The organism is Aneurinibacillus sp. UBA3580 (assembly GCF_002375825.1).
GTDB lineage: Bacteria > Bacillota > Bacilli > Aneurinibacillales > Aneurinibacillaceae > Aneurinibacillus > Aneurinibacillus danicus.
This window is the reverse complement of sequence record NZ_DFMZ01000008.1, coordinates 24,693-47,342: the sequence shown is the minus strand read 5'-3', so window position 1 is coordinate 47,342 and position 22,650 is coordinate 24,693. Positions and strand designations below refer to the sequence as shown.

Sequence of the window (22,650 nt, the reverse complement as noted above, 5' to 3'; positions counted from 1 at the left end):
TCCCATAAAAGACGGACAGGGACTTTCTCTAAGAGGAGACAGCCCTGTCCAAGAATCAAAAGGTATAGGATGGTATCTAATCGATGGACGGATACTCCCATGATGATCACCACCATGGAAGCGACAATCCGTAAAGGAGGATGATCGATCAAAAATCTCATCGGGTATTTCTCCCCACCAATTTACCAAGTGTCGTAAATAGAAAATAAGTGATAATCACTCCGATGATTCCTGCCAAACTATTAGACACCCAAGAATCCATGAAGGGAATGGTGTAGTCCGGAAAAGGAGAGGCGAGTAAAGCGGTAGCTGTTTCTATGTATCCGGTTTCCTCACCCGCTTTTTCAAAACCATCCGGATGGGATGAAGCAAACAGAGACAAGATCCCGGCAATCAACAAAGAGGCAATCAACCATTTTTTAACTTGTGATTTCATGTGAAGCTCCTCCCTTCATAGCGATCCCAAATGAAGATTTTAAAGCAAACGGTAAAATAACGGCAGTAATGATCCCTTCTCCGATTCCAATGAATGAATGCCAGAAGGCCAAAGATTTTACAGCCAATTCAAGCGATACTACACCGGATAACGCCAATTCAACAGCTCCTACTATGGAAACAATGAAAACTGAAAACCAACTACAAGCAAATACTTTGACAGAGGAAGGAAGATTGATTCGCTCCAATAGCTTATAGATGATGGCTGCAACTCCGGGAGCTACAATTGCCATATTTAGAATATTAGTGCCTAGCGCTGTAATTCCGCCATCTTGAAAAACAATCGCCTGAATGGTCACCACGGTTGACATGATTAAGGTCGCCGGCCAAAAACCAAATAAAATCGCTGCCAATGCTGCGCCAATCAGATGGCCGGAAGTAGCTGCCCCCAGTACAGGGAAATTAATCATTTGCGCGGCAAAAATAAAGGCACTCATGACTCCCATCACTGGAACCGCACGTTGTTCCATTTTTTCCTTTGAATATTTCACACTCTTTGCTAACACAAATCCAGATACCGCGGCTGTGGTGACCCAAACTTTTGGATCTAATATTCCATCTGGAATATGCATGATATCTCCTCCTAATATAATGGTTGCATTGATAAAAAAGGTGGTACTAATTGTTATAAGTGTAACACGACACGGTAGCTAAATAATCTAATATGTTCCTCTATGCAGAACGAAATATATAATGCTGCCCTCCTCTCCAATATAGTGGTGTTAGTTTCTTCTCTAAAAAGCGATTATATTTGTTATTTTTACATTATTCTAATTTTAACAGCGTAACACAACTGTGTAAATAAGTAGCACTAAATGTTTTTTGGCATTTTTATGTTTTTATAATTGTACGCAGTATTTTAATACCGTCATTCGATTTCTAGATCTTTATCTTTTGTTCTTACGCGTATCCTTACCCTCTAGCTTTTTTGGTATAATTATTATTAAGAACACGAGCCTTCAAGAAGCGGGGTTGTTATATGTATCCTCAAGCGTTAATTGATTATCTTGTATACTTCCATGCAGATAGAGACTATTTTGAATGTCATGAAGTACTTGAAGAGTACTGGAAAAGCTTTCACCAAACGGAACGCAGCGATATGTGGGTTGGACTCATTCAGATTGCGGTCGGCCTCTATCATCACCGGCGCGGGAATTTTTCCGGCGCGGCAAAAATGATTGCTGGCGCCATCAAGCGTTTGAATGTAGAAGAACTGAATCGGTATGGATTTAATGGTCAAGAGTTAATCGATCGTTTAATAGTCAGAAAACAAGAAATTCATGAGGAAAAACCATACAAAGACATGGATCTTCCTATCCAGCTTAACTCGCTGCTTCGTGCATGTGAAAACCGCTGCAGTGAACGGAATGTGCGGTGGTTGTCTCAAAGCGATTTACAAAATGAGTTTCTACTGCATAAGCATAAACTTAGGGATCGCAGCGGTGTACTGGCCGAACGGGAAGCTGAGATTCAGCGTCGTCGTCATACCTCCTCTTAATTATAAAACCACCATGGCATCTCAGCCGCAACCCTGACATGAAAATCATGGGAAGGACGGTTGACTTTTGCGGTACGAGGGAAAATACATTAAAAAATACCCGGACGTTCCAATGGAACAGCCGGGTGGTTTTTACTTAAATTTCTTCCAGTCCAGGTTACTTTCGGCAAGCAACTCCTCGAACGATTTATTTTTCTCTTTCACTTTCTGTTCCGCGATTCTTTTCTCTCGCTCTTCCGCTTTGCGCTTCTCTTCCGCTTCCCGCATCGTACGGGAAGCTTCTTTCAGCTTCTCCAATGCATCTTTATCAATGCGATCACGCAGCGAGACTCCCTGGTCGTTCGCCTGTGCTCCGGATGGGGCCGGTTTCCGTTCTCTTTTCTGTTTCGCCATCTCGCTCTCCCCTTCTTGAAGAATATGGTTTTTTTATCATACCATCAAAAGGGGCGATTGAAAACATTTCATCAACCGCCCCGCTCTTTCTTATCTTCTGTAATTGTTCGCCATGGCGATAAACGTCTGCTCATCTTCGGTCAATCCACAGGCGCCGCACTGGATTCGGCGTGCGCTTCCTTTATACGGCATATGAAACGCATCCAGTGTTTCCTGCTCGTACTCCTGTACCACTTCCCCGTTGTGCGGGTCCATTTTTACATAGCGGGGAACCTGGTCGATAATTGCAAACCGGGTTCGGTTGCTTTTGCAGGCAGGACATAAATACGGTGTTGGCATGATGCTTTCATCTCCTTGTATGAAGTATTATCTTCGCAGTTTTTCCTTCAACAACCCAACCGCATAGGCCAACCCTCTAGCACGGCCGATTTCTTTATATACTTCTTTGCTTTCGGGCCGGTTACTGGCATTTAGTGCGGCCTGGATTTGCTCCTGCTGAATATCGGCGATCAACTTCTCGATCTCCTCCCGCCCCATCATGTTCTTCTATCCTTCCCTTCTTCTTTTTTTTAGCTTGCGACGAACGAGGATTTTTATGCACAGCTTTCCTGTAATTAGAAAAAGGTTCTAGCGGATGTATCTTTCCCATATGAATGAAGAAAAGTGGGCGAACATTCGCTAGATTGATAGGGAGAAAGGAGATCAAATGAACAAGCTTCTACGCGTCATCTGTTTCTTGTTGGGATTGGTGCTGGTGATATGGTTTGGACCCGCAAAAGACGGGGACACCATAGCAAAGGCAGCAAGTGTAAAGGAAACAAGAATCCTTACATATACTTCGTCTGCCCTTACGAAAGCACTGCCGAAAAGCAGTGCCAGACGTTCACCGCTTGCTGCGGCCGTACATAGTGAAAATCTGGACGAGCGGGGGATGTTTACGGGCAAGAATCCACCTGTCCACTACCTGAAAAAGTTCCGCGGTAATATTTCCGCATACACAAACGGTCTTTCAGAGACGGGGAAATCCTCGCGTCACCCCCTTTACGGGATTACGGCCAGCGGCCACCGGACAAAAGTTGGTTACACGGTGGCCGCCGGGCGGCATATCCCGTTCGGTACGGTTCTTTATATTGAAGGGGTTGGCTATCGAACCGTTCATGATCGGGGCGGTGCAATCAAAGGAAACAAGATTGATGTCTTTGTATCGAGCACGAAGCAGGCAAGACAATTCGGACGGCAGTCACTCGATGTCTATGTTGTCAAGTGGGGCGATGGCAAGCGAAAACGACGATAAAAAAACGGGCACAGAAATGTTCTGTACCCGCAAAAACAGTGACAACATATTCAGCAAAAATACTTTCCTAACTTAGGAACACTTAAAATATTACCTGATATTTTTGTTGATTCAATGAGTAAATTTTTACTGAAATGTTATCGTTTCTTTATAAAACGAAGTGTACCATTTATTGTATGAAAACCTTACAAATATAGGGTTTTTGCGCCATCGAAGAAATACAAAATCTTCCTGAGAACCGGCTGTCCGGTAATTTCTTCGACAGCACGGGCATAGCTTGCCAACTGCTCCTTATATCGTGCTTTAAGCAGTGCCTCCGTGAGGTCAGTCGTGCTGTCCGTCTTGTAGTCAAGCAATTCCCATCCGTCTTCTAGCTCGATTAAACAGTCGATGACACCTTGCAGAAGCACGGTTTCTTCCTGTGGAACCACTTTCTTGTGCTCTGCCCAATCCGGATAGACTTCACGGGCCGGAAGCGATAAATTGAATGGTATCTCACGGTAGATTCGAATGCCGTCCCTGACCCTATGGCCGGCTTCGCTATGGAAAAATTGCTCAAGCTGCGCCGTATCAACCGCTTCTGCTTCCATTGGTGTCAGCAGCTCCCGCTCTACCATTCGGTTGACTTCTTCCCGAATCTCTTCCGCCGTAAGCGTTCTGTCAAGCGGAAGCTGCTGCATGACCGTATGCATTGCAACGCCACGTTCTGCCGCATTTAGCTTCTTTTCGGACAAAAATTGTGGGCGTTCTGCTGCTTCGCTGCGGAACAAATCGGGTAAATACAACGGTCCGCCCAGCTCTTCTGCCTGGATCGCCGCCTGTCTCCGTCGTTTCAGCTCGGATACGGACATTTTTGATAAATGCTCAGTCGCAGGTTTGTACGCATAACTCCAGGAAAGCTGGCACTCGACCGTTTCCTGATACGGACCTGCAACGGGAACAGGTCGGCCTTCGGCAACCGCCCGTTCCATCTCACGCTGCGTTTGCTTCTCTTCCTCAAGCGTAATCAAAAGCGAAGAGGAAGAAAAACATGATACCGACCAGCGGGACTCATGATTACGAACAAATGCGGGGGCACGCTCCGCTTCACCAATCAATGCATACAGCGATTCGGCGTGCCTATGGCGCAGTAGTGCCGGGCCGATCCAATCTAAATACGTCCGTCCCTTTACCAGTTCGTAATCCGGCAACGTCCACGCGGGCGTGGACGCATGCTGGGCCCACTTCTCAACGGAGGCGGCCAGATTCTTCACCGTGCCAACCAGGAACAGTTTCTCGCGTGCCCGGGTCAGCGCCACGTACAGCACCCGCATCTCCTCTGCCAGTTGCTCCAAACGCATACGCCGCTTCATAGCCGTGTGCGCCAGCGTAGGGAAGCTGACACGCTGTTCCAGGTCGACGTATTTCGGGCCGAATCCAAGCTCTTTGTGTAACAGGAAGTTCCCGTTCAAATCCTGGAAATTATGCTGCTTGGAAAGTCCGGCGACGAACACGACCGGAAATTCCAACCCTTTGCTTTTGTGAATGGTCATGATGCGCACGACGTCTTCCTGCTCTCCTAGGGCGCGCGCCGTCCCCAGGTCCCCGCCCTGTGCCTGCATTTTTTCGATAAACCGCAGAAAACGGAACAGGCCGCGGAACGATGTGGCTTCGTACTGACAGGCGCGGTCGTACAAAGCGCGCAGATTGGCCTGACGTTGCTTGCCGCCCGGTAACCCGCCCGCAAAATCATAATAGCCCGTCTCGCGGTAAATCTTCCAGATCAGTGTGGACAGCGCCCCCTGGCGTGCCTCAGTGCGCCACTTTTGCAGTTGACCATGAAACTCATTTAGCCTTTTCCAGAATGGGGAACTCGTCTCATCATTCTGCTCCAGATAGGCAAGCATTGCTTCATAATATGTTTTGTCTTTTAGTGCCAGCCGGATTTGCGCCATCTCTTCCGCATTGAGCTGAACCAACGGTGAGCGCAATACGGCGGCGAGCGGAATATCCTGGAACGGATTGTCGATGACATGGAGAAGCGACGTCATCACTTCAATTTCCGTTGCGGCAAAATAGCCGTCGGACAGCTCGGCGTACGAGGGAATGCCATGCCATTTGAGTTCCTCGGCCATAACCGGTGCCCATTGACTTGCCGAGCGAAGCAGGATGACAATATCACGATACTGTACCGGCCGCATGGTTTTGCTTGCTTTGTCGTATACGAGATACGGTGGAACACCGGCTGCGCCGACCAACTCTTTGATTTTGCCGGCGATAAGCCGTGCCTCCAGCTGGGCCGCTTCCAGCTCAGACGCATCCATTGATGCCTCACTCCCTGCCAGTGCGTCTGCATCCGTATCCTTTTCATCTGTATCTCCGCTGTTGTAAGCCGATTCTTCTTCTGTCGCTCCCGCCTTTTCTTCGCTGCGATCGATAAGCAACACTTCGATGCAAGAATCGACCCCTTCTTCCGGATAGTCCAGCGCACCGAGCACCAGTTGTGCAGCATCATCGTACTCAATTTCTCCGGCGGTTTCAGTCATAATCTGCTTGAAAATAAAGTTCGTACCATCAATCACCTCACGGCGGCTGCGGAAGTTTTTCGCCAGATCAATCCGTTTACCGCCGCCCTTTCCGTCAGTCGTAAAGGTTTTATACTTGTGTAGAAACAGTCCCGGCTCGGCCAGACGGAAGCGGTAAATACTTTGCTTTACGTCTCCAACCATGAACAGATTGCCATTCGCCTCGCCGTCTTTTGTCACGAGGCTGACGATCGTTTCCTGAACTTCATTCGTATCCTGGTACTCGTCGACCAGGACTTCGCCGAACTGTGTTCGGTATTCCAGTGCAGCGGCCGAAGGAAGCAGCCGATCCGGCGTGGCATCTTCATGAAGCAGAATGCGCAAGCAGTAATGCTCCAAATCGGAGAAATCGACCAGGCCTTTTTCCTGCTTAAGCACGCTATACCGCTCACCGAAGCGGCGCACCAGCTCAATCAGCTTGTCAATCAGCGGCGCCATCTCGCGGGTAAATTCAAAATAAGCCCGGGGCGGAACCGCAAACATTTCTTCCTTCAGCGTTTCCACCACTTTTTTTACACGCTCGCGCAGTTGCTTTGCTCTGGTTGCAAGCACTTCGTCAGTTTCATTCTTCTTGCACGGCTTTAATTTGCCGAACTTCGCGTTTTGGAACGTTTCATATAATGCATCCCATGTTCCGTCACATTGCGTAAGCAGCGTTTCGATAAGCGCGGTATCCTCTTGAAAGTTAGTGAGATAGGGCGTCGGTCCGCCGTTCATCTGTGCAACTTCCGCCCCACGGCGCAGCAGTTCAAGCGCCCCGTTCAACTCCAGCCGCACATCGTTTTTCAGATGCGTAAACCATGGCAGTTCATAAAACGCTTCAAGATTTTCCACCTTATACATCCGTGCCATCTCATCCAGCCAGTGTTCCGGCCACGGATGACTGCGGGCGAAGTCATACAGCTTCAGCACCAGATATTGAAGCGCCTCGTCCCCCCTGTCATCCGTATAGCTATCCACAAGACGGAAAAATAACGGATTATTCCCGTCTTTCTCATATTCTTCTTCAAACAGCCGATCGATCGCTTCCTGGCGCAACATCTGCGCTTCCATACCGTCAGCAATCCGAAAGGACGGATCAATACCGATCAGATAATAATAGCGCTGCAGCACTTCCATACAGAACGAGTGCAGCGTCGTAATTGAAGCCCGGTTCAGAAGTGTCAACTGGCGCCGCAGGTACGAGGAGGGCTGGGCGGCGGCTGCTTTCTCCAGCGCGGCGCCAATTCGATGCCGCATCTCGGCGGCCGCTGCATTCGTAAACGTCACCACCAGCAGGTTATCCACACTAAGCGGATGGTGCTCATCGGTAATCCGCCGGATAATGCGTTCGACGAGCACGGCTGTTTTTCCCGAGCCGGCCGCCGCGGCGACCAACACATTCGAACCGCGTGAGGCAATCGCGTCCCATTGTTCGTCCGTCCATGTGCTATCCACCGGTTTTTCCAGCGTCCTCATCCCCTCTCCCCCTTTCCTTTCTCTGCAATTGTCCGCCACATCGTCTCTTTTTCTTCCTGACGCAGCACCCGGAATTCGCCCGGCTCTATCATCTGGTCGAACTGGCAGACCGATTTATAGGAGCAGAATGCGCAGGCTGTCCGCTTCTTATGGCGGTACGGATGGATAGAGACATCGCCTTCCGTAATGCGCACCCCGATTTCTTTAATGACGCTGCGCGTATAGCTGCGCAGCTGATCAAGCCGCTCAGCGGAGATGACTTTAGATGTGCTGTAGAATCCCCCGTCTTTTTTCAGGGCAACAGGTAGAATATCCGAATATCCCGTGCCAAGCTCCGTATCCATCAACCGGATAATCTCTTCATCTTCCACCAGCAGCCCTTTCATCTTAAACCGTTTGCGGATTTCGCTCTCGATTTTCTCCCCGGATAAAGGTATCAATGAACGCAATAGTGGATTGTGTACATGAAAATACAGAATGCCGGCCGGCAACGCCGCCTGTCCGAAGTACGCTTCCGCCTGGGAAATCAGCACATCAAGGTATGTCAACATCTGCAGAGACAGGCCGAAGTATACATCTTCAATCGCCAGATCTTTGGCGCTAGATTTGTAGTCAATAATGCGCAGCAGAAGGCCCTGCTTCCCTTCCACGCCGTCAACCCGGTCAATGCGTCCGATAAGCTCCATCGTGCATTGGTTTGGCAGCTCGAATATAAGCGGCGGAAGGTCGGCGCCGGGACCGAATGCAAGCTCAAGCGCCCGCGGCGTAAACCGGCTTCGTCGCGCATGCTCGCCCAGCATAACGGCGGCGCGTCCGACCACGTTCTTCAATTTATATGTTAAATAATGATTGCGTTTGGTGCTGAGAAGAATCTCTTTTTGCAGGAGCGGCGTCAGCGCATCGACCTGTTCGGCGGCGAGCCTGCGCATCTGTTCCGCCTCCAGGGCGCCCCATTCCATCTGATGCTTCTCCATATGCTCGCCTATCATTTTCAGCGCGGCATGGAACAGTTGCCCGATATCGGGCGCTTCCAGCCGGTACATCTCTCGTTCGCGTAGCTTTAGTCCGTGTGAAGCAAAGTGAGAGAACGGACACGCTTGAAATCGCTCCATACGTGAAACGCTCGCCCTGATTTTGGAACCATAAAGCTCCCGGCTCGTTTCTTCCCTTAACGATTTCTCTTCATTTCGATAGAAAAGGCTGCGGGTAATGCGCGCCTGCTGATCCGGAAATTCACGCGTAAGCCAGTTGTACGCATCCCACCAGATCGAAGCGATGCCATATCCTTTCCGCCACTGCTGAAGCTGCACGCTTACGTATGAAAGCGCGCGCGACGGATTGGCCAGAAAGGCAAGCTGTTCTTCTTCGGCAGCTACTTCGCCTGCTTCGATTGTGATGAATTCTTCCTTTACTTTTGGAAACATTTCCTTCATGCGTTTCATAACCCCCGACGGCAGCAGGCCTTTCCCTTCTTCATCCGCGAGCGCATAGCTAAGAAACAGCCGTTCAGAAGCGGATGTGAGTGCCCGATACAGCATAAGCTCTTCTTCCATCAATCTGCGCCGGCTTCCCGGTCCAAGCGCCATGCCGTTTGCCAGAAGCGTCTCCCGCTCCTCTTCCGACAGCATGCCGTCTTCTTTGGGCCGCGCCGGAATGACGCCGTCGTTGATGCCGAGAATAAAGGCGCACTTTACGCCTGCGAATCGGGTACGATCCAGGCTGCCGACCAGCACCTGATCGAGCGCCGGCGGTACAAGCGCAAATGTCAGGTTCTCCATTCCCGCCTCGAGGATAGACGCAAATGTATTCAGATCCATTGGCTCGTCGCCCATCACTTCCACGATTTGATCGAGCATATTGATGACCGCCTGCCATACTTGTCCGTGCTCGCGGGCCTGTTCTAAGCGGGAGTCGTCTTTTGCCTCTTCGCTCCACCTCTCCAATTGCTGTGGCACATTCAACTTCATAAGAAACAGGTACAGGGCTTCGCAAAGGCCGCGTGCCTGCTTTGCTTTCTTCAGCGATTGCTCCAGCCCGAGAAGAGGGGCGACGATTCTTTGACGCAGCTCATTGATTTCTTTCTCCAGCATAAGCTCATCGTCGCTCTGCCGCATGGCGGCGGCCGTCTCTACGGAATTCTCATCCAGTCCGCGGTAAGTCCGGTATTTCCATTCCCGCTTCATGTCGGTCCAGCGGTACCCTTCCATACCGTGCGCAAGTACATAGTTCTCCAATCTATCAATTCGATGCCGCATAGCCTCCGCTGTCTCATCCGCCTCCCGCGCAAGCAGCAGCTCCGTTTTCACACAGCGAAAAATCGCTTCGTACCGCCAATTATAGCGAATGACCTCCAGCGCCGAACGGATAAACTCGGTCAACGGGTGGTACAGCATCGGCCGCTTCTCATCAAGAAATGCGGGAATTCCGTAATCTTCGAAAACGGTCGTAAATAGGTGTTCGTACTCTTTTATATTCCGTACGAGAACCGCTATATCGCGAAAGCGGTATCCTTGATCCCGTACAAGGGACAGAATGCGCTGGGCCGTCCCTTCCACTTCGGCGCGCCGGTGGGCGGCCGCCGCCATGCGAACAGTCTGTGTCTCGTGCTGATATTGCCGGATAGGGCGATTGCCGTAATGCGCTTCCAGATGGGCCAGTGCCGGATTATGTGCAAAACGGGCCACAGGACGGTCTTCGGAAGAAAGCTGTATCGGTGTTTCCACACGCACGCCGCTTGTCTCTGCTAACTCTGTCAAGGTTCGGTATGTAACTTGAGCTGTGTAAAATAAATCCAGCTCGTCTACTTCTTCCTCCCTCTCATACGGCCGGTCCATCGTCAGCGTTACTGTCATATCGCCCGCATTCTCCCACAAAGCGCGCAGGACCGCCAGCTCCTGGGGTACGAAATGGTCAAACCCGTCCACCCAGATTTCCGCTCCGCGAATATAGCGGGATCTACCCAGCCGTTCCGCAAGCAGCGGCAAATAATGTTCAGCATCCAGATAACGGTCCGTTAGATAACGTTCTAACTCATCGTAGATTACATGCATATCATGCAGCTTATCAGATAGAAAACCGCTTGTCTCCCCATCGCTTTTCCGGATTAGCGCCTCTCTCTGCCGCAGCAACTCTTCCGCCGTCATCCCGTGGCGGACCAGTTCCCCGTACATCTCTTCGAGCTGTTCGGTAAAACCGGTCCTTGACATGGCACGGCCGAACACGCGCAGCTCGCTGCCGCGCTTCTCCAGAATACGACGGAGCACCATTTGAATGCCGGTGCTGTCAATATGTACACGGGCAAGTCCTCCTGTCTCCTGCAGTATCTTCCATGCCAGGCGGCGAAAACTGAATACCTGGGCGCGCATTGTACCCGGAAGACCGGACTGGGCCGCTAATTTATACTCTGCCTGGAAGCTCATCTGCTGTGGAACAAGGTAGATCAGCGGACTTCCCATCGGTTTTTGCCGCAGACGATCGCAAATTTCACGGATGCATAATGCGCTCTTTCCGCTTCCGGCCCGGCCGAGAACTATACGAAGGGCCATGTTTCTCCAACCCCCTTTTCCATTATTTCTCTCTATTGTATATTAGATCATTCGTTCGCATAAACTACAATTTTTTATCTGTCTCTGCCAGTACTTCTCCTATTTTCCGTTCGTGTATAACGAGATCAGCCATCGAATCAAGCGGTGTTGGCTCCATGTTTACAATGACAAGCTTCGCTCCGTTTCGTTTGGCCAGCTGCGGAAAATAGTTTGCCGGGGAAACCTGAAGCGATGAGCCCAGCACGATAAACAAATCGGCTTTTATTGCTTCCCTCTCTGCCATGTCCAGCGCTTCTTCCGGCAGAGCCTCACCGAACAGCACCACACAGGGCCTTAAGAATCCTCCGCATGCGCATATTTCTCCTCCGGTTTCTAGGTATTTTTTGCCCGGATACTCTCGCCCGCAATCCAGGCAGCGCAGCAGGTTAATCGTGCCATGCAACTCGGCCACATTCTTGCTGCCCGCCTGCTGGTGGAAACGATCCACATTTTGCGTGATGATAGACTGGATGCGTTCTTCCTTCTCCCATCTGGCCAGAATTTCGTGTCCGGCGTGCGGACGATAGCGTGTCAGCATGTCAATTCGTCCACGATAGAAATCGGTAAACTCCTCCCGGTTATGCATCAGGGCAAATGTACTGGCCAGTTTGGTCGGGTCTTTATGGCGCCAGATTCCCTGTTGGGAACGGAAATCAGGGATTCCGCTTTCTGTTGACATTCCTGCTCCGGAAAAAACGACGGCGTATTTTGACTCTTTCAACCAATTTTCCAGCATTTCTCCATCGTCTCCTTTTCTTACTCCGAACTACGATAAGCATACAAAAAGCCTTGCTCAAGGTCGAGAAGGCTTCCTGCTTTATCTTTCTCGTTGTCACACATGTCTGCAGTAAGGCTTTGAGTGGTTTTGAAATATTTTTCAAAATAAGCACCTCGCCTCCTTGCAGTGTCCCTTCTATTATAATATGAATCCACATGAATTTACAGTTATTGAAACGATTAAGCTTATAGCGAGAATTCAGTTGATTTAACGATATTTACCTGATATTCCTTATTAAACTTGCTAAATGTTTCCTCTGTTGCTGATTCGAATCCTGGTATTGAACTCATGCAATCTTCTAATAGGTATAATCTTGAAGTAACATCCTTTTCGTCTGCGTAATATTCGAGAATTTGCCGAACTGATTCCAGGACACAATGGGACTTGGCTTCTCCTGCTATAATAATCTTGTCATATGATTTTATCATTTCTAAAAATTCAACATTACAATAATCTGTTCTATCATATTCCGGTTTAATAATCCCGTACATTTCACTTAAAGGGTCTTTACCTTTTACTATTTTTTCTATTGTTGATTTTCTGACAAACGAGTGGAAATGAACAATATTTGAAAATTGACCTTCTAAGGCAGCTCCCATCGTTCCTTCAATGCAATGATACGGCCATATACACAATTGCTTTTTACTTAGCTTTTCAAGATTTTGGACATATTCTAGACTCTCTTCTTGTTTCTCAACCGCAACCCATTTTCCCATCTTAACATCTCTAGCAGTTATAATTGTAAATGGATTTGGGTGATTACCATTTTCATCGACCCACCAACTAGGATGAAAAATTTGATGTATTTGATGAGTGTCGAGAGAAACTGCGATGGTTGTGATCTTTTCTAAATTGTTATAAATAAACTTTGTTACATTACCTATGTCCTTATGTGAATTTGGAACTGCCAGCTCCCCATTCTCCATAAAATCATTTTGAAAGTCAATCCCGATTAGCAATACCCTTGTGGCATCTAGATCGGAAGGAGTTTGATCTTCTAAATTCGCGAGGGCTAATAAGTCATTCATTTTTTTTGTATTTTCGCCACCAATGGCTCCTAGATCAACAATCTCTTCAAAACTGGTTCTCATAAGCACTCCTCCTAGTCATCAGCTACTAAATAACTTTCCATTTTTCCCTCGCCATTCCCTTCTTTTTCAAAAAAACGCGGCGGCCAGCGTGCGCTTTATGTCAGGAAATCACTTTTCGTCCCAGTATAAGTCCCGGCACAATGAGCAGCAGTAAAACTATGCTGAGCGGAAAAGCGGTCCAGATAACCTGCCAATCAATATAGCCCTCCAGCAGCAAACGGTAATACGTATACAGGCTGTACGGAAACAAAAGCGCGATAGCCGTTATCACACCCGGCGTATAACCCCGGTACAGAATCGCCTGCCCTACATGGGTAAACACATTCACAAATAAAATATGAAGCGCTGCAATATATACCACCAGGAACGACCCGCCATCCGGCAGCGACTGCACCGTAAACAGCGTAATGGCCGACAGCAATAGAAAAATCCAGGCGACCGCAACCGAAAACTGGGCCGTCTTGATGGGAAACCGTCTTTCAAAGAAACCATGAAACGACTGCAGGCGGGCAGGGAGGAGATTGTACATCGTCGCTTTATTCTTATTCAGCCAGCTCTCTACAGTGAAAATCTCTTCAAAATCATGCAGCATAAAAATAATAGGGAACAACCAGATTACCGTACCAATTTCTAGGGATTGATTTAACCATTCAACCATTTCGATCCTCCTCCATATAACTAACTTAAAAGTTATATAACTTTTAAATTAGTTATATGTTAATCGATCAGGTTTTGTCAATAAAAACAAAACCCGAAAGCAGCACAGTAGGCCGAGTTTCGAGTTTTGATCTATCCATATTACAGTTCTAAAATGATCCGCTTCTTTTGCAGCTCCCCCAACGCATTTTTCGCTTCCGCCGCCGCATGCGCATCTCCTTTTTCTTGTGCCGCCAGCAGTGCATCCAGCGCCTGGTCCGTCTGAATGTCAAACAGGATTTTCTCCCCCGAATAAATCGCCATACCGACTCCTCCCCGCCGAAAGGTATATACGGTAACCGATGCCGTTTTGTCTTATATGATTATGCATATGAACCGTATGGTATGATGAAAGAGAATCCTAACGAACACTGCAAAAGATACAGGAAAGGCGTGATACGATGGATTTGGGTTTACGGGATAAAATCGTGCTGGTGACCGGTGGCTCCAAAGGAATCGGTCGGGCGATCGCTGAAGCGTTTCATAAGGAAGGCGCAAAAGTCGCCATTACGGCACGGAGTGAAAAAGAATTAAAAGAGGCAGCATCCGAAATAAAAGACGCTCTTGTACTGCCTGCTGACCTGACAGATCCGAAAGCGCGGAAATCCGTAATGGAGCAAGTGATAGAGCATTATAGTACCATAGACATTCTCGTTAATAATGTAGGCGGAAGCAATGGAGGAGCCATCCAGGAAACGGATGTCGAATTATTTGAAGCCGCGATGAACCTCAACTTCTATTCTGCGGTTGATTTAAGCAAGCGGGCTGTTTCCGTTATGAAGGAAAAAGGAGCGGGATGTATTATAAATATAAGCTCGATCTATGGTCGGGAATCGGGTGGCAAACCGACCTACAACGCAGCAAAAGCGGCCATGATTAGCTTTACGAAAGCGCTGGCGAACGAGGTAATCCCGTTCGGCATTCGAGTCAACGGCATTGCGCCCGGCGCGATTCTCCATCCAACCGGCAATTGGCAGAAGCGGCTCAAAGAGAATCCCGAGAAAATTCAGCGGTTTGTAAAAAGCGAAATTCCGGCCGGCCGTTTCGGAACAGTAGAAGAGATTGCCAATGTGGCGCTGTTTCTGGCGTCGGAAAAAGCGTCCTGGGTGGTCGGCGCCACACTCAATGTGGACGGCGGACAATCCCGCAGCAACTTCTAGCCGATGACAGAGGAAGGGTGACTGACTTTTACGGTACGAAGGAAAAGAGAGGGAAGAACGAAGGGATGATTTCAATATAGAAAAAGGCGAAGGCCTTTTTCTTCCCCGGATCTTCTTTCTTCTCCTCCTTCTTTTCTCATGATTTTCATAGAAAAAAATTGTCCTCTCCCTTTTGGTAGAGGACAGCTTGATTGTATATTTACTTCAGAATGCGTATGGCGTCGCCTTCCCTTAATTGATAGGTTCCATGCGGATGCACGACTTCGCCGCTGCCCTGGTAGATGCCTTGCAGCCATCCGTGCTCCGGATGCTTAATCTTAAGCGCTTTACCCACTACAAGGGAAACAACCTCATTATTTTCGAGAGACAATTTACCGCTTCCGTCGATGATTCGATATGTGCCTTGAATGCTATCCATACTCATCCCCCTGTCCACGAATTAAATCATTTATTTATAAAGTATGTGAGAAAAGCTGTTGTCGAGTTGCATACCGGTAATTTCCAGATTTTTTCCATACAGGTAAACCGTATGGAAAATTATGTTCTTAATATTTAAATTATATCGCATTAGCCATAAAAAGACAAATACTCTTACATACCCACGCGGTTAAGCACAGTGCTGTTCGTTCACTTGCCCAAAACGGCGCTGTATACGCAGCAAGCGCGCCGAAAGGCCGATAGCCCCAAACAGCAGGCCCGTAATTAGGCCAATCCAGTAGCCAAACGCGCCAAGCGATGTATAGTTAGCGGTCATATATCCGATCGGCAACCCAATAATCCAGTAGGACACAAGCGCAATAATAAATACGATATTGACGTTTTTGTATCCGCGTAATATCCCTTGAATCGGCGCAGCAACAGCATCAGATAACTGAAAGAAGATTGCGTATATCAAGAAGTGCCGGGTTAGTTGCAACACGGTTGTATCAGTTGTGTATAACGCTGCTACCTGTTCACTAAAGAAGAATAAGAAGCATGCGCATAACAATGCCATACTTACCGCCATGCCAATGCCAAGATAGCTATACTGCTTTGCATCTTTGAACCGCTGTGCCCCTACTTCGAATCCGACTGCAATCGTAAGCGCCATGGCAATGCTCATTGGTACCATATACAAAAGCGATGCGAAGTTGAGCGCCGCCTGGTGTGCAGCGATTGTTGCCGTACTGAATTCGCTCATTAGGAGGGTCACCGCTGCGAAAATACTCGTTTCAAAGAAGACAGAAAAGCCAATGGGTACCCCGATTTTCAGTTGTTCTTTCCACGCCGCGAGCGAAGGGCGATACAGCTGGCGGAATATCCGGTAGCCCGAAAACGGTTGTACTCGGTGGATAACATATATACTTAACAGTGCGATACACCAATATGTCACAGCCGATGCGTACCCTGCCCCTACCCCACCTAATTGTGGGAAGCCAAATTTACCGTAAATCAGTATGTAATTCAGGATCACGTTCAATGGCAGAGAAACGAGCGTAATTACCATGGTCACTTTTGTGTAGCCGAGAGCATCAATGAAACACCGAAGCACCGTGGAGATAAAAAGCGGAGCAATTCCGATTCCAATGGCGAGAAGAAAGCGGTATGCAATATCGCGTACGGTCGTGTCTAAATCCATTGCGTTTAAAATAGGAGAAAGCACCAGGCCGCCACCAACCATGACAAGTACGGCAAGCACGAGTGACAAATAGACACCCTGCAAAACGGTAAATGGTATTTGCTCCTTTTTCTCTGCGCCTAAAAGCTGTGCAATCATTGGGGTTACAGCCATCATAATTCCGTTTAATCCTGTAAAAACAGGCATCCAGATGCTAGAACCGATGGCCACGCCAGCCAAATCGCTTGGACTGGCATGCCCTGACATAATGGTATCAAAGAAATTCATCGCATACAGTGTAAGCTGGGTAACAAGGATCGGCAATAAGATTTCCAGCAACTGACGGTTTTTTTGTTTTAAAGAATATGTCTGTCTCATGTTTCTTCCCCTATTATTAAAAAATCCTTACGAAAAATAATCATAATCATGGCTACCTTATCACATCAGGTAAATATTGTGAATCATTAATTTTGGCTATAAAGAAAAAGAGACGAATAAAAGAATGTGGCTTTTTCGTCTCCAACTTTGTTTCTACATATAAAAACAGGGTCTCGTTTTTTGAAGTAATCGTGGCAAGAAAAAAGCCAGAACACATCAGATATGCATTCTGGCTTTTATGACATCCACTATACTTTAAATTTGTTTAACATATTTTGTAGTTCGTCTGCTTGCTCATGAAGAACGTGTGCAGTTCGCACATTTTCTTCCATAGAAGCTAATTGTTCCTGAGAACTTGCGGCAATTTTCCGGGTGTGATCCAGAGACTCGCTCGCAATTTGCGACGTTTCCTCGGCTGCTGCCGAGATTTGCTGTGCGTTTGCTGATACTTCCTCGGTGACGGCGGAAATCATCTGAATTTTTTCAGAAACATCTTGAATCAGATGGAGAATGCTTTCAAATGATTGTCCCGCCTGAGATACCATATCGGAACCAGCCTGCACTTCGCCGGTCATTTGATTCATGGCTTCTACTGATTTGATGGAGTCTTCCCGAATCGCTTGCAGTGAACTTGTAATTTCACTTGCGGAATTTGCCGACTGCTCAGCCAGTTTACGTACTTCATCAGCCACCACAGCAAATCCGCGGCCGTATTCTCCTGCACGGGCAGCTTCGATGGCGGCGTTTAAAGCTAGCAAGTTAATTTGACTCGAAATATCTGTTATCAATTCTACAACATGACCAATTTCGTTCGTCCGTTCATTCGTTTTTCTAACAAGCATCGTAGAATGAGATAGCGAATTGGAAATGGAACGCATCTGTGCAATCGCCTGTTGAATACGGCGGTTCCCTTCGTTTGCTTCTTGTGATGCTTCCAATGATTCTTCCGAAATGGCCAGTGACGATTCGGTGATATGTTGAATGCCGGAGGCGATTTCTTCCATTGCTTTCGCATTTTCCTCTGCGGCTTGCGCCATTGTTTCGCTTCCAGATGCGATTTCCTGGGTAGCGGCTACCATTTGATGAATCATCTCGCTTGTCAATTGCGAGCTTTTCGATAATTGTTCGGATGAAGTAAGTATATGATTGGATGTCGCTGCTACCTTCTGCATCATATCTTTTAATTGCAGTTGCATTTGATTGAAGCTTGCAGCAAGCATGCCGATTTCATCCTGGCCTGGCACGGAAATTTCCTCGCGTAAATCGCCTTCTGCTACTTTTTTTGTATGATCTGCCAAAAGCAGAATCGGTTTTGAGATTCGGCGGGCAACGACATAACCGACAGCACAACCTAACACAATAAGTACCAGGGTAGCAATCATGCTGACAATAATAATATATCGGTTAAGTTCAGATACAAACTTTGCATCCATGTCGATGCCGAGAATCGTATTAGTGCCACTAAGCCGAATAAATGCGGATTTATGCACTCCGTAGCTATCCTTGTAAATGTCACTTACTTGTGATGTACCGTCGAAAGCTCTTAGCATTTCTTCTGTAAACGGATAGTCGTTATTACGTTGTTCTGCTGCTTCGCTCAGTGCTACGATATAGGTTTTATCTTTTTTACCGAGCACATATGCGTTTTCTACGCCCATTTGCTGTTTTTGTTCATTTAAAAACGTCAACAGAGTATTATACGCACTATCGGAGCCGCTGTCTGCTTGATTGACCACGTTTTTATCAATCATACGCCCCAGTACTCGAATGTTTGTTTTAAGCGTACTTTCAAATTGAGGAAGCACATACTCATTCACAATTCCCGTTGAAATCTTGTACGAAATAAAGCTGAATATAATCGATAAGCCCAGGATACATAGCGCAAAAGAAACGGTGATTTTTTTGCTAATCGAATGACTTATCTTAAACATGCACTGTTTCCACCTTCCGCTGTGCTTCCGTTTGCGTTACCTGTTCCAACAGGAAAGATATGATGTCATCAAGCGTATCGACCGTTGTATACGGGGAAATAGAGAAAAACTTGACGGCGTAAACCGGAATCCGTTCTGCGGAATCCTGCGCATCAATCAGGCACTGTCTTGTCGTGTCACCGAAAAAGACGCGTTCACGCTGTTTACCCAGTTGCTCGAAAATTGGATAGTTCCACTCGTTGTTGTTTACGATGCGTGTGCTTGGTAGACGACCTGCCTGTTCTTCCTGCCATTCCGGCTGACCTGGATAAAAGCGGAACGTCGTAATCGGACCTGGGTTGTTTTCGTTCGTAATCGCCACATTCGGGAAGACGGATAGAAGCTTTTCACGGAATGCCATATTAACGCGTACATAATTGGCCAGGATTTGTTGGTAGCCCTCCACTCCAAACGCGAGCAATGCGGCATATATCGCAATGGAACTTGCCATGCGTGAGCACTCAAGTGTATAACTTGTATGGTAGCTGCCGTATCCACGGTTGCCGACATACGGTGTTTCGAATTCATGCAAATCAAGCAATCCGATATCTTTTCCGTTTTTTACAAGAAATAGGCTTGTTAAGTACGGCGTTTGGCCAAGTTTTTGGAAATCAAAGCACAGGCTATCCGCCAGATGCAAATGCCGCATTTTTTCACGAATCTCCAGTAGCTTCTCACATAATGGTGCTTCGAAATTCAGCGGATTGCGGTCAAAATCATACTGGTTGAATAAGCAGTAAAATCCGCCGAGTGCAGAGTCTGCATGGATATGAACAGAAGAAAGTCCATATTGTTTTGTCACGTCATCTGCTGTTTGCTTGATTGTCTGAACATCATCAATACCGAATGAATCGGTGGCACCTGTCGTAGCTACAATATAAATCGGAATCCCGCCATCCTTGATTACGCGCTCCATTTTTACCCGCAAATCCTTTACATCCATCGCATGTGTGGTAGGGTCAGTTTTAACCGTAATTAAATGGTTGCTGCCGATGCCAGTTGCTTCCATCGATTTGAGCAGGCTGTAGTGTGCGTTTTCGGAAGCGAAGCAATACAAGTTATTCGGCACTCCTTCTTCTTTGGCACGCGGGAATTGCTTGGCGATAGCAAGGCGCAATCCGGAAAATACAGCCCCTTGTCCACCCCATGTCGTATAGCCCCACGAGTGTTTGACATCGTAGCCCACAAGCTTCGTCATCATCGCGATGACTTTCACTTCCGCTTCCGCTCCTGCCGGACCGTATACATCCCACAGATTGTTGCCATTTAACAATGTCGTTAGCAACGCTCCGATAATGCCAGGAATACTAGCCATTGGCAGGACGTTTGTAACAAAGTTTCGTGTATGGTATGGATGTCCTTCCGCAAGTTTAAGAAGTTCCTGTAACACTTCCTGCATACTTGTACCACGTTGAGGCGCTTGTGCAGAATCCATAATCTCTTTGTAGAATTCCCCTGTTCTTTCGCGCATTGGACCGAGTGTAGAAAGGTTTGGATCTTTTAGTGCGTCGAATTCCTTAACCAATGTTTCAATTAGTTGTAATAGTTCTTGTTGTCTTTGTTTGTTTCCATCTTCACTAGGAAATAAGGATTGCACTTCTACCATGTTCATGCTGTCCACTCCATTCTTTTATTCTTTATGTTTTCATGCAAAAAGAAAAGACTATCCTCTATTCGGAATAGCCTGGGTCCTAAGCTTTTTGTGTTCACTTCTATATATATGAAAGTCTGCATGAAAAAATCTGCTAGTTTTACAGACATAGAAGTAAGCGCTGTGGCTTCGGCAACCGGCTGTCATAGTTATTAGAAACCTTAGACCCATGGCTTTGCGTCCCTATTTTTCAATAGGTTTGCCTTTATCGAATATATGAATATGAATATAGATATAGATAACTAGGAACTTTTCATCAGAAATATTTTACCAATAAATATAACAATTTCAACCATAAACATCATTGCTGTATTTTTAAAAATATTGAAAATGATTTACAGTATAAAAATTGACTGAATGTATTCTGATTTATGATGAAAGGAAATTTTAGAATCAATTCAACCGTTTGATTGGCAAAAAATCCGCGAAATTATATCTTATTTCCCCAATAGATACTTCTCAGGCAACTGTTATATGTATTATGATTGTATATAGAACAGTTATAACACTTATAGGAGATCACAGATATGCAAATAGAAATCAATCGACATCTCCACGTTCCGCTGGCCAAGCAGATTTATCAGGCGATTGTTGACCGCATTCAATCTGATTTATTGGAAGATGGTGCTCCCCTCCCTTCCGTACGGAGTTTATCCAAGCAAATCAATGTAAGCTTAATGACCGTGGTTCAAGCATATAACACTTTAGAAGAAGACGGATTTATCGTTCGGATTCAAGGGAAAGGAACATTCATCCGCAAAAAAGAAGAAAAATCCTTCGTAAAGCGAGAATCTCCGTTCGACTGGCAGCTTTCCGTACCTGATTATTTGCCGCGTGCGCAATTTTCCCGCTACCATCAGATTTCCGCGCGTTTTGAATTTTTCTCCTCTACGATTGATCCGGGGCTTCTGCCGAATCGCTATCTGGAACAGGAAATTCAGCGGATTTTAGCCCAGGAGCCGCGCATTCTTTCTACTTACGGAGAGGTGCAGGGAGATGCGGCGCTAAGACAAGCATTGTCTGGGTATTTGCGTGGCAAGAAAATCGAGTGTGCGCCTGAGGAAATTCTGATTACGAACGGAACTCAACAAGGCATCGATTTGGTTGCGCGCACATTTATTGGACCAGGAGATATTGTGGTGACAGAAGCGCCTACATACCCTGCGGCAATCGATGTGTTTCGTTCCCGCGGCGCTACCATCCTACCCGTTCCTGTGGATGAACAGGGCATGCGGGTAGACATGCTGGGAGCGCTGTGCGAGAAATACAAACCGAAACTGATCTATACGATGCCTACGTTCCATAGCCCGACCGGTACGGTAATGAGCACACAGCGGAGGCGTCAACTTCTTGATATTGCGCATGATATGCAATGCCTGATTCTTGAAGACGATCCGTGGAGCGAGATTTATTTCGAAAAACAGCCGCCGCCGTCTTTAAAAAGCATGGACCCGCTTGGCCATGTTATCTATCTGAAAGGCTTAAGCAAAATTCTCGCTCCCGGCTGCCGGATCGGTGTGCTGGCGGCAGCAGGCACAATTTTCCATCGATTGGTTGCTGCCAAAGGCAATACGGATCTGGGCAGTCCGCTGCTGACACAAAAAGCAATCCTTCCCCTGCTCAACTCGGAGCGGATGCGCAATCATGTCAAAAAACTGCGCATCGCCCTTAAGCTAAGACGAGATATGATGACAGATTTGTTTGCGGAACTCATGCCGTCCGGCGTGAGCTGGATTACGCCTCAGGGCGGAGTGAATTTGTGGCTGGCTCTGCCGCCGCAGGTGGATACGGAAGATTTTCTCATCTATGCGCGGAACCACCAGATTACGTTTCTGCCGGGCGCGGCGTGCTATCCAATCGAATCCAAGCATCATTTTCTGCGGGTCAGCTTCTCATATATGAATGAACGGGAACTGCAGGAAGGCGTACGGGAGCTATGCCGGGCGGCCAGATCGTTTATCGAAACGACCACGGCTTACAGAAAAACACCCGTTGTATAACAAACCTTTGACCTTTACACAAAATCACCATGGCATCTCAGCC

Annotated in this window: 19 protein-coding genes and 1 riboswitch; of the genes, 4 read left to right on the top strand and 15 right to left on the bottom strand. The window is 47.4% G+C overall.

From position 1 onward, the window contains the following. Nucleotides 1–157 precede the first annotated feature (157 nt). Together B2899_RS01640 and B2899_RS01635 are read right to left on the bottom strand one after the other, a co-directional pair. On the bottom strand, nt 158–436 hold the full coding sequence (locus B2899_RS01640; RefSeq protein ID WP_146809642.1) for a PDGLE domain-containing protein: 279 nt from the start codon (nt 434–436) through the stop codon (nt 158–160). Then, nucleotides 420–1,067, bottom strand: coding sequence for an energy-coupling factor ABC transporter permease (locus B2899_RS01635; protein ID WP_146809641.1), 648 nt, complete (start codon nt 1,065–1,067; stop codon nt 420–422). Before B2899_RS01635 ends, B2899_RS01640 begins: the two co-directional genes overlap by 17 nt. Before the next feature lie 407 nt (nt 1,068–1,474). On the opposite strand from B2899_RS01635, the gene B2899_RS01630 reads away from it, so the two are divergent. Then, nucleotides 1,475–1,993: a DUF309 domain-containing protein gene (locus tag B2899_RS01630; RefSeq protein ID WP_146809640.1), complete on the top strand. Its 519-nt coding sequence runs from the start codon at nt 1,475–1,477 to the stop codon at nt 1,991–1,993. Nucleotides 1,994–2,125: 132 nt separating this feature from the next. Here B2899_RS01630 and B2899_RS01625 read toward each other — a convergent pair whose 3' ends face one another. The 3 genes from B2899_RS01625 to B2899_RS01615 all read right to left on the bottom strand — a co-directional run bounded on the left by B2899_RS01625 (nt 2,126) and on the right by B2899_RS01615 (nt 2,926). Continuing rightward, nucleotides 2,126–2,386 (bottom strand): YqkE family protein, encoded by a 261-nt coding sequence (locus tag B2899_RS01625; RefSeq protein ID WP_146811275.1) that lies wholly within the window; start codon nt 2,384–2,386, stop codon nt 2,126–2,128. 90 nt (nt 2,387–2,476) lie between these two features. After that, nucleotides 2,477–2,725: a DNA alkylation repair protein gene (locus B2899_RS01620; protein ID WP_146811274.1), complete on the bottom strand. Its 249-nt coding sequence runs from the start codon at nt 2,723–2,725 to the stop codon at nt 2,477–2,479. 27 nt (nt 2,726–2,752) lie between these two features. Next, on the bottom strand, nt 2,753–2,926 hold the full coding sequence (locus B2899_RS01615; protein ID WP_170230327.1) for a hypothetical protein: 174 nt from the start codon (nt 2,924–2,926) through the stop codon (nt 2,753–2,755). A gap of 166 nt (nt 2,927–3,092) precedes the next feature. Between B2899_RS01615 and B2899_RS01610 the strand changes: the two genes are divergently transcribed. Then, entirely contained in the window at nt 3,093–3,680 is a 588-nt protein-coding gene (locus B2899_RS01610; RefSeq protein WP_286883547.1) for a 3D domain-containing protein, read from the top strand. A gap of 185 nt (nt 3,681–3,865) precedes the next feature. Here B2899_RS01610 and addA read toward each other — a convergent pair whose 3' ends face one another. The 6 genes from addA to B2899_RS01580 form a co-directional block, all read right to left on the bottom strand. Next, on the bottom strand, nt 3,866–7,702 hold the full coding sequence (gene addA, locus B2899_RS01605; RefSeq protein ID WP_286883545.1) for a helicase-exonuclease AddAB subunit AddA: 3,837 nt from the start codon (nt 7,700–7,702) through the stop codon (nt 3,866–3,868). Continuing rightward, entirely contained in the window at nt 7,699–11,247 is a 3,549-nt protein-coding gene (gene addB, locus B2899_RS01600) for a helicase-exonuclease AddAB subunit AddB (RefSeq protein WP_286883543.1), read from the bottom strand. The genes addA and addB overlap by 4 nt, the downstream gene beginning before the upstream one ends. A gap of 64 nt (nt 11,248–11,311) precedes the next feature. Beyond that, nucleotides 11,312–12,022 (bottom strand): NAD-dependent deacylase, encoded by a 711-nt coding sequence (locus tag B2899_RS01595; protein WP_146811271.1) that lies wholly within the window; start codon nt 12,020–12,022, stop codon nt 11,312–11,314. 227 nt (nt 12,023–12,249) lie between these two features. Next, a complete protein-coding gene (locus B2899_RS01590; protein WP_286883540.1) occupies nt 12,250–13,155 on the bottom strand; it encodes a hypothetical protein in 906 nt (301 codons plus the stop codon). 100 nt (nt 13,156–13,255) lie between these two features. Beyond that, a complete protein-coding gene (locus tag B2899_RS01585; RefSeq protein WP_146811269.1) occupies nt 13,256–13,813 on the bottom strand; it encodes an HXXEE domain-containing protein in 558 nt (185 codons plus the stop codon). A gap of 140 nt (nt 13,814–13,953) precedes the next feature. Beyond that, on the bottom strand, nt 13,954–14,115 hold the full coding sequence (locus B2899_RS01580) for a hypothetical protein (RefSeq protein WP_170230326.1): 162 nt from the start codon (nt 14,113–14,115) through the stop codon (nt 13,954–13,956). Nucleotides 14,116–14,252: 137 nt separating this feature from the next. On the opposite strand from B2899_RS01580, the gene B2899_RS01575 reads away from it, so the two are divergent. After that, nucleotides 14,253–15,011, top strand: coding sequence for an SDR family NAD(P)-dependent oxidoreductase (locus B2899_RS01575; protein ID WP_146811268.1), 759 nt, complete (start codon nt 14,253–14,255; stop codon nt 15,009–15,011). A 199-nt stretch (nt 15,012–15,210) separates the two neighbouring features. Here B2899_RS01575 and B2899_RS01570 read toward each other — a convergent pair whose 3' ends face one another. The 4 genes from B2899_RS01570 to B2899_RS01555 form a co-directional block, all read right to left on the bottom strand. Further along, nucleotides 15,211–15,429 (bottom strand): hypothetical protein, encoded by a 219-nt coding sequence (locus B2899_RS01570; RefSeq protein ID WP_146811267.1) that lies wholly within the window; start codon nt 15,427–15,429, stop codon nt 15,211–15,213. A 189-nt stretch (nt 15,430–15,618) separates the two neighbouring features. Next, nucleotides 15,619–16,986, bottom strand: a complete 1,368-nt coding sequence (locus tag B2899_RS01565; RefSeq protein ID WP_286883535.1) for an MATE family efflux transporter — start codon at nt 16,984–16,986, stop codon at nt 15,619–15,621. Nucleotides 16,987–17,234: 248 nt separating this feature from the next. Further along, nucleotides 17,235–18,917 (bottom strand): methyl-accepting chemotaxis protein, encoded by a 1,683-nt coding sequence (locus tag B2899_RS01560; RefSeq protein ID WP_146811265.1) that lies wholly within the window; start codon nt 18,915–18,917, stop codon nt 17,235–17,237. Then, entirely contained in the window at nt 18,910–20,562 is a 1,653-nt protein-coding gene (locus tag B2899_RS01555) for a pyridoxal phosphate-dependent decarboxylase family protein (RefSeq protein ID WP_286883603.1), read from the bottom strand. Before B2899_RS01555 ends, B2899_RS01560 begins: the two co-directional genes overlap by 8 nt. 173 nt (nt 20,563–20,735) lie before the next feature. Further along, nucleotides 20,736–20,821, bottom strand: a riboswitch (cyclic di-GMP riboswitch). Nucleotides 20,822–21,134: 313 nt separating this feature from the next. Here B2899_RS01555 and B2899_RS01550 point away from each other — a divergent pair. Continuing rightward, nucleotides 21,135–22,607 carry a PLP-dependent aminotransferase family protein gene (locus tag B2899_RS01550; protein ID WP_286883531.1) on the top strand — a complete coding sequence of 491 codons (1,473 nt, stop codon included), beginning with the start codon at nt 21,135–21,137 and terminating at the stop codon, nt 22,605–22,607. Nucleotides 22,608–22,650: the final 43 nt, after the last annotated feature.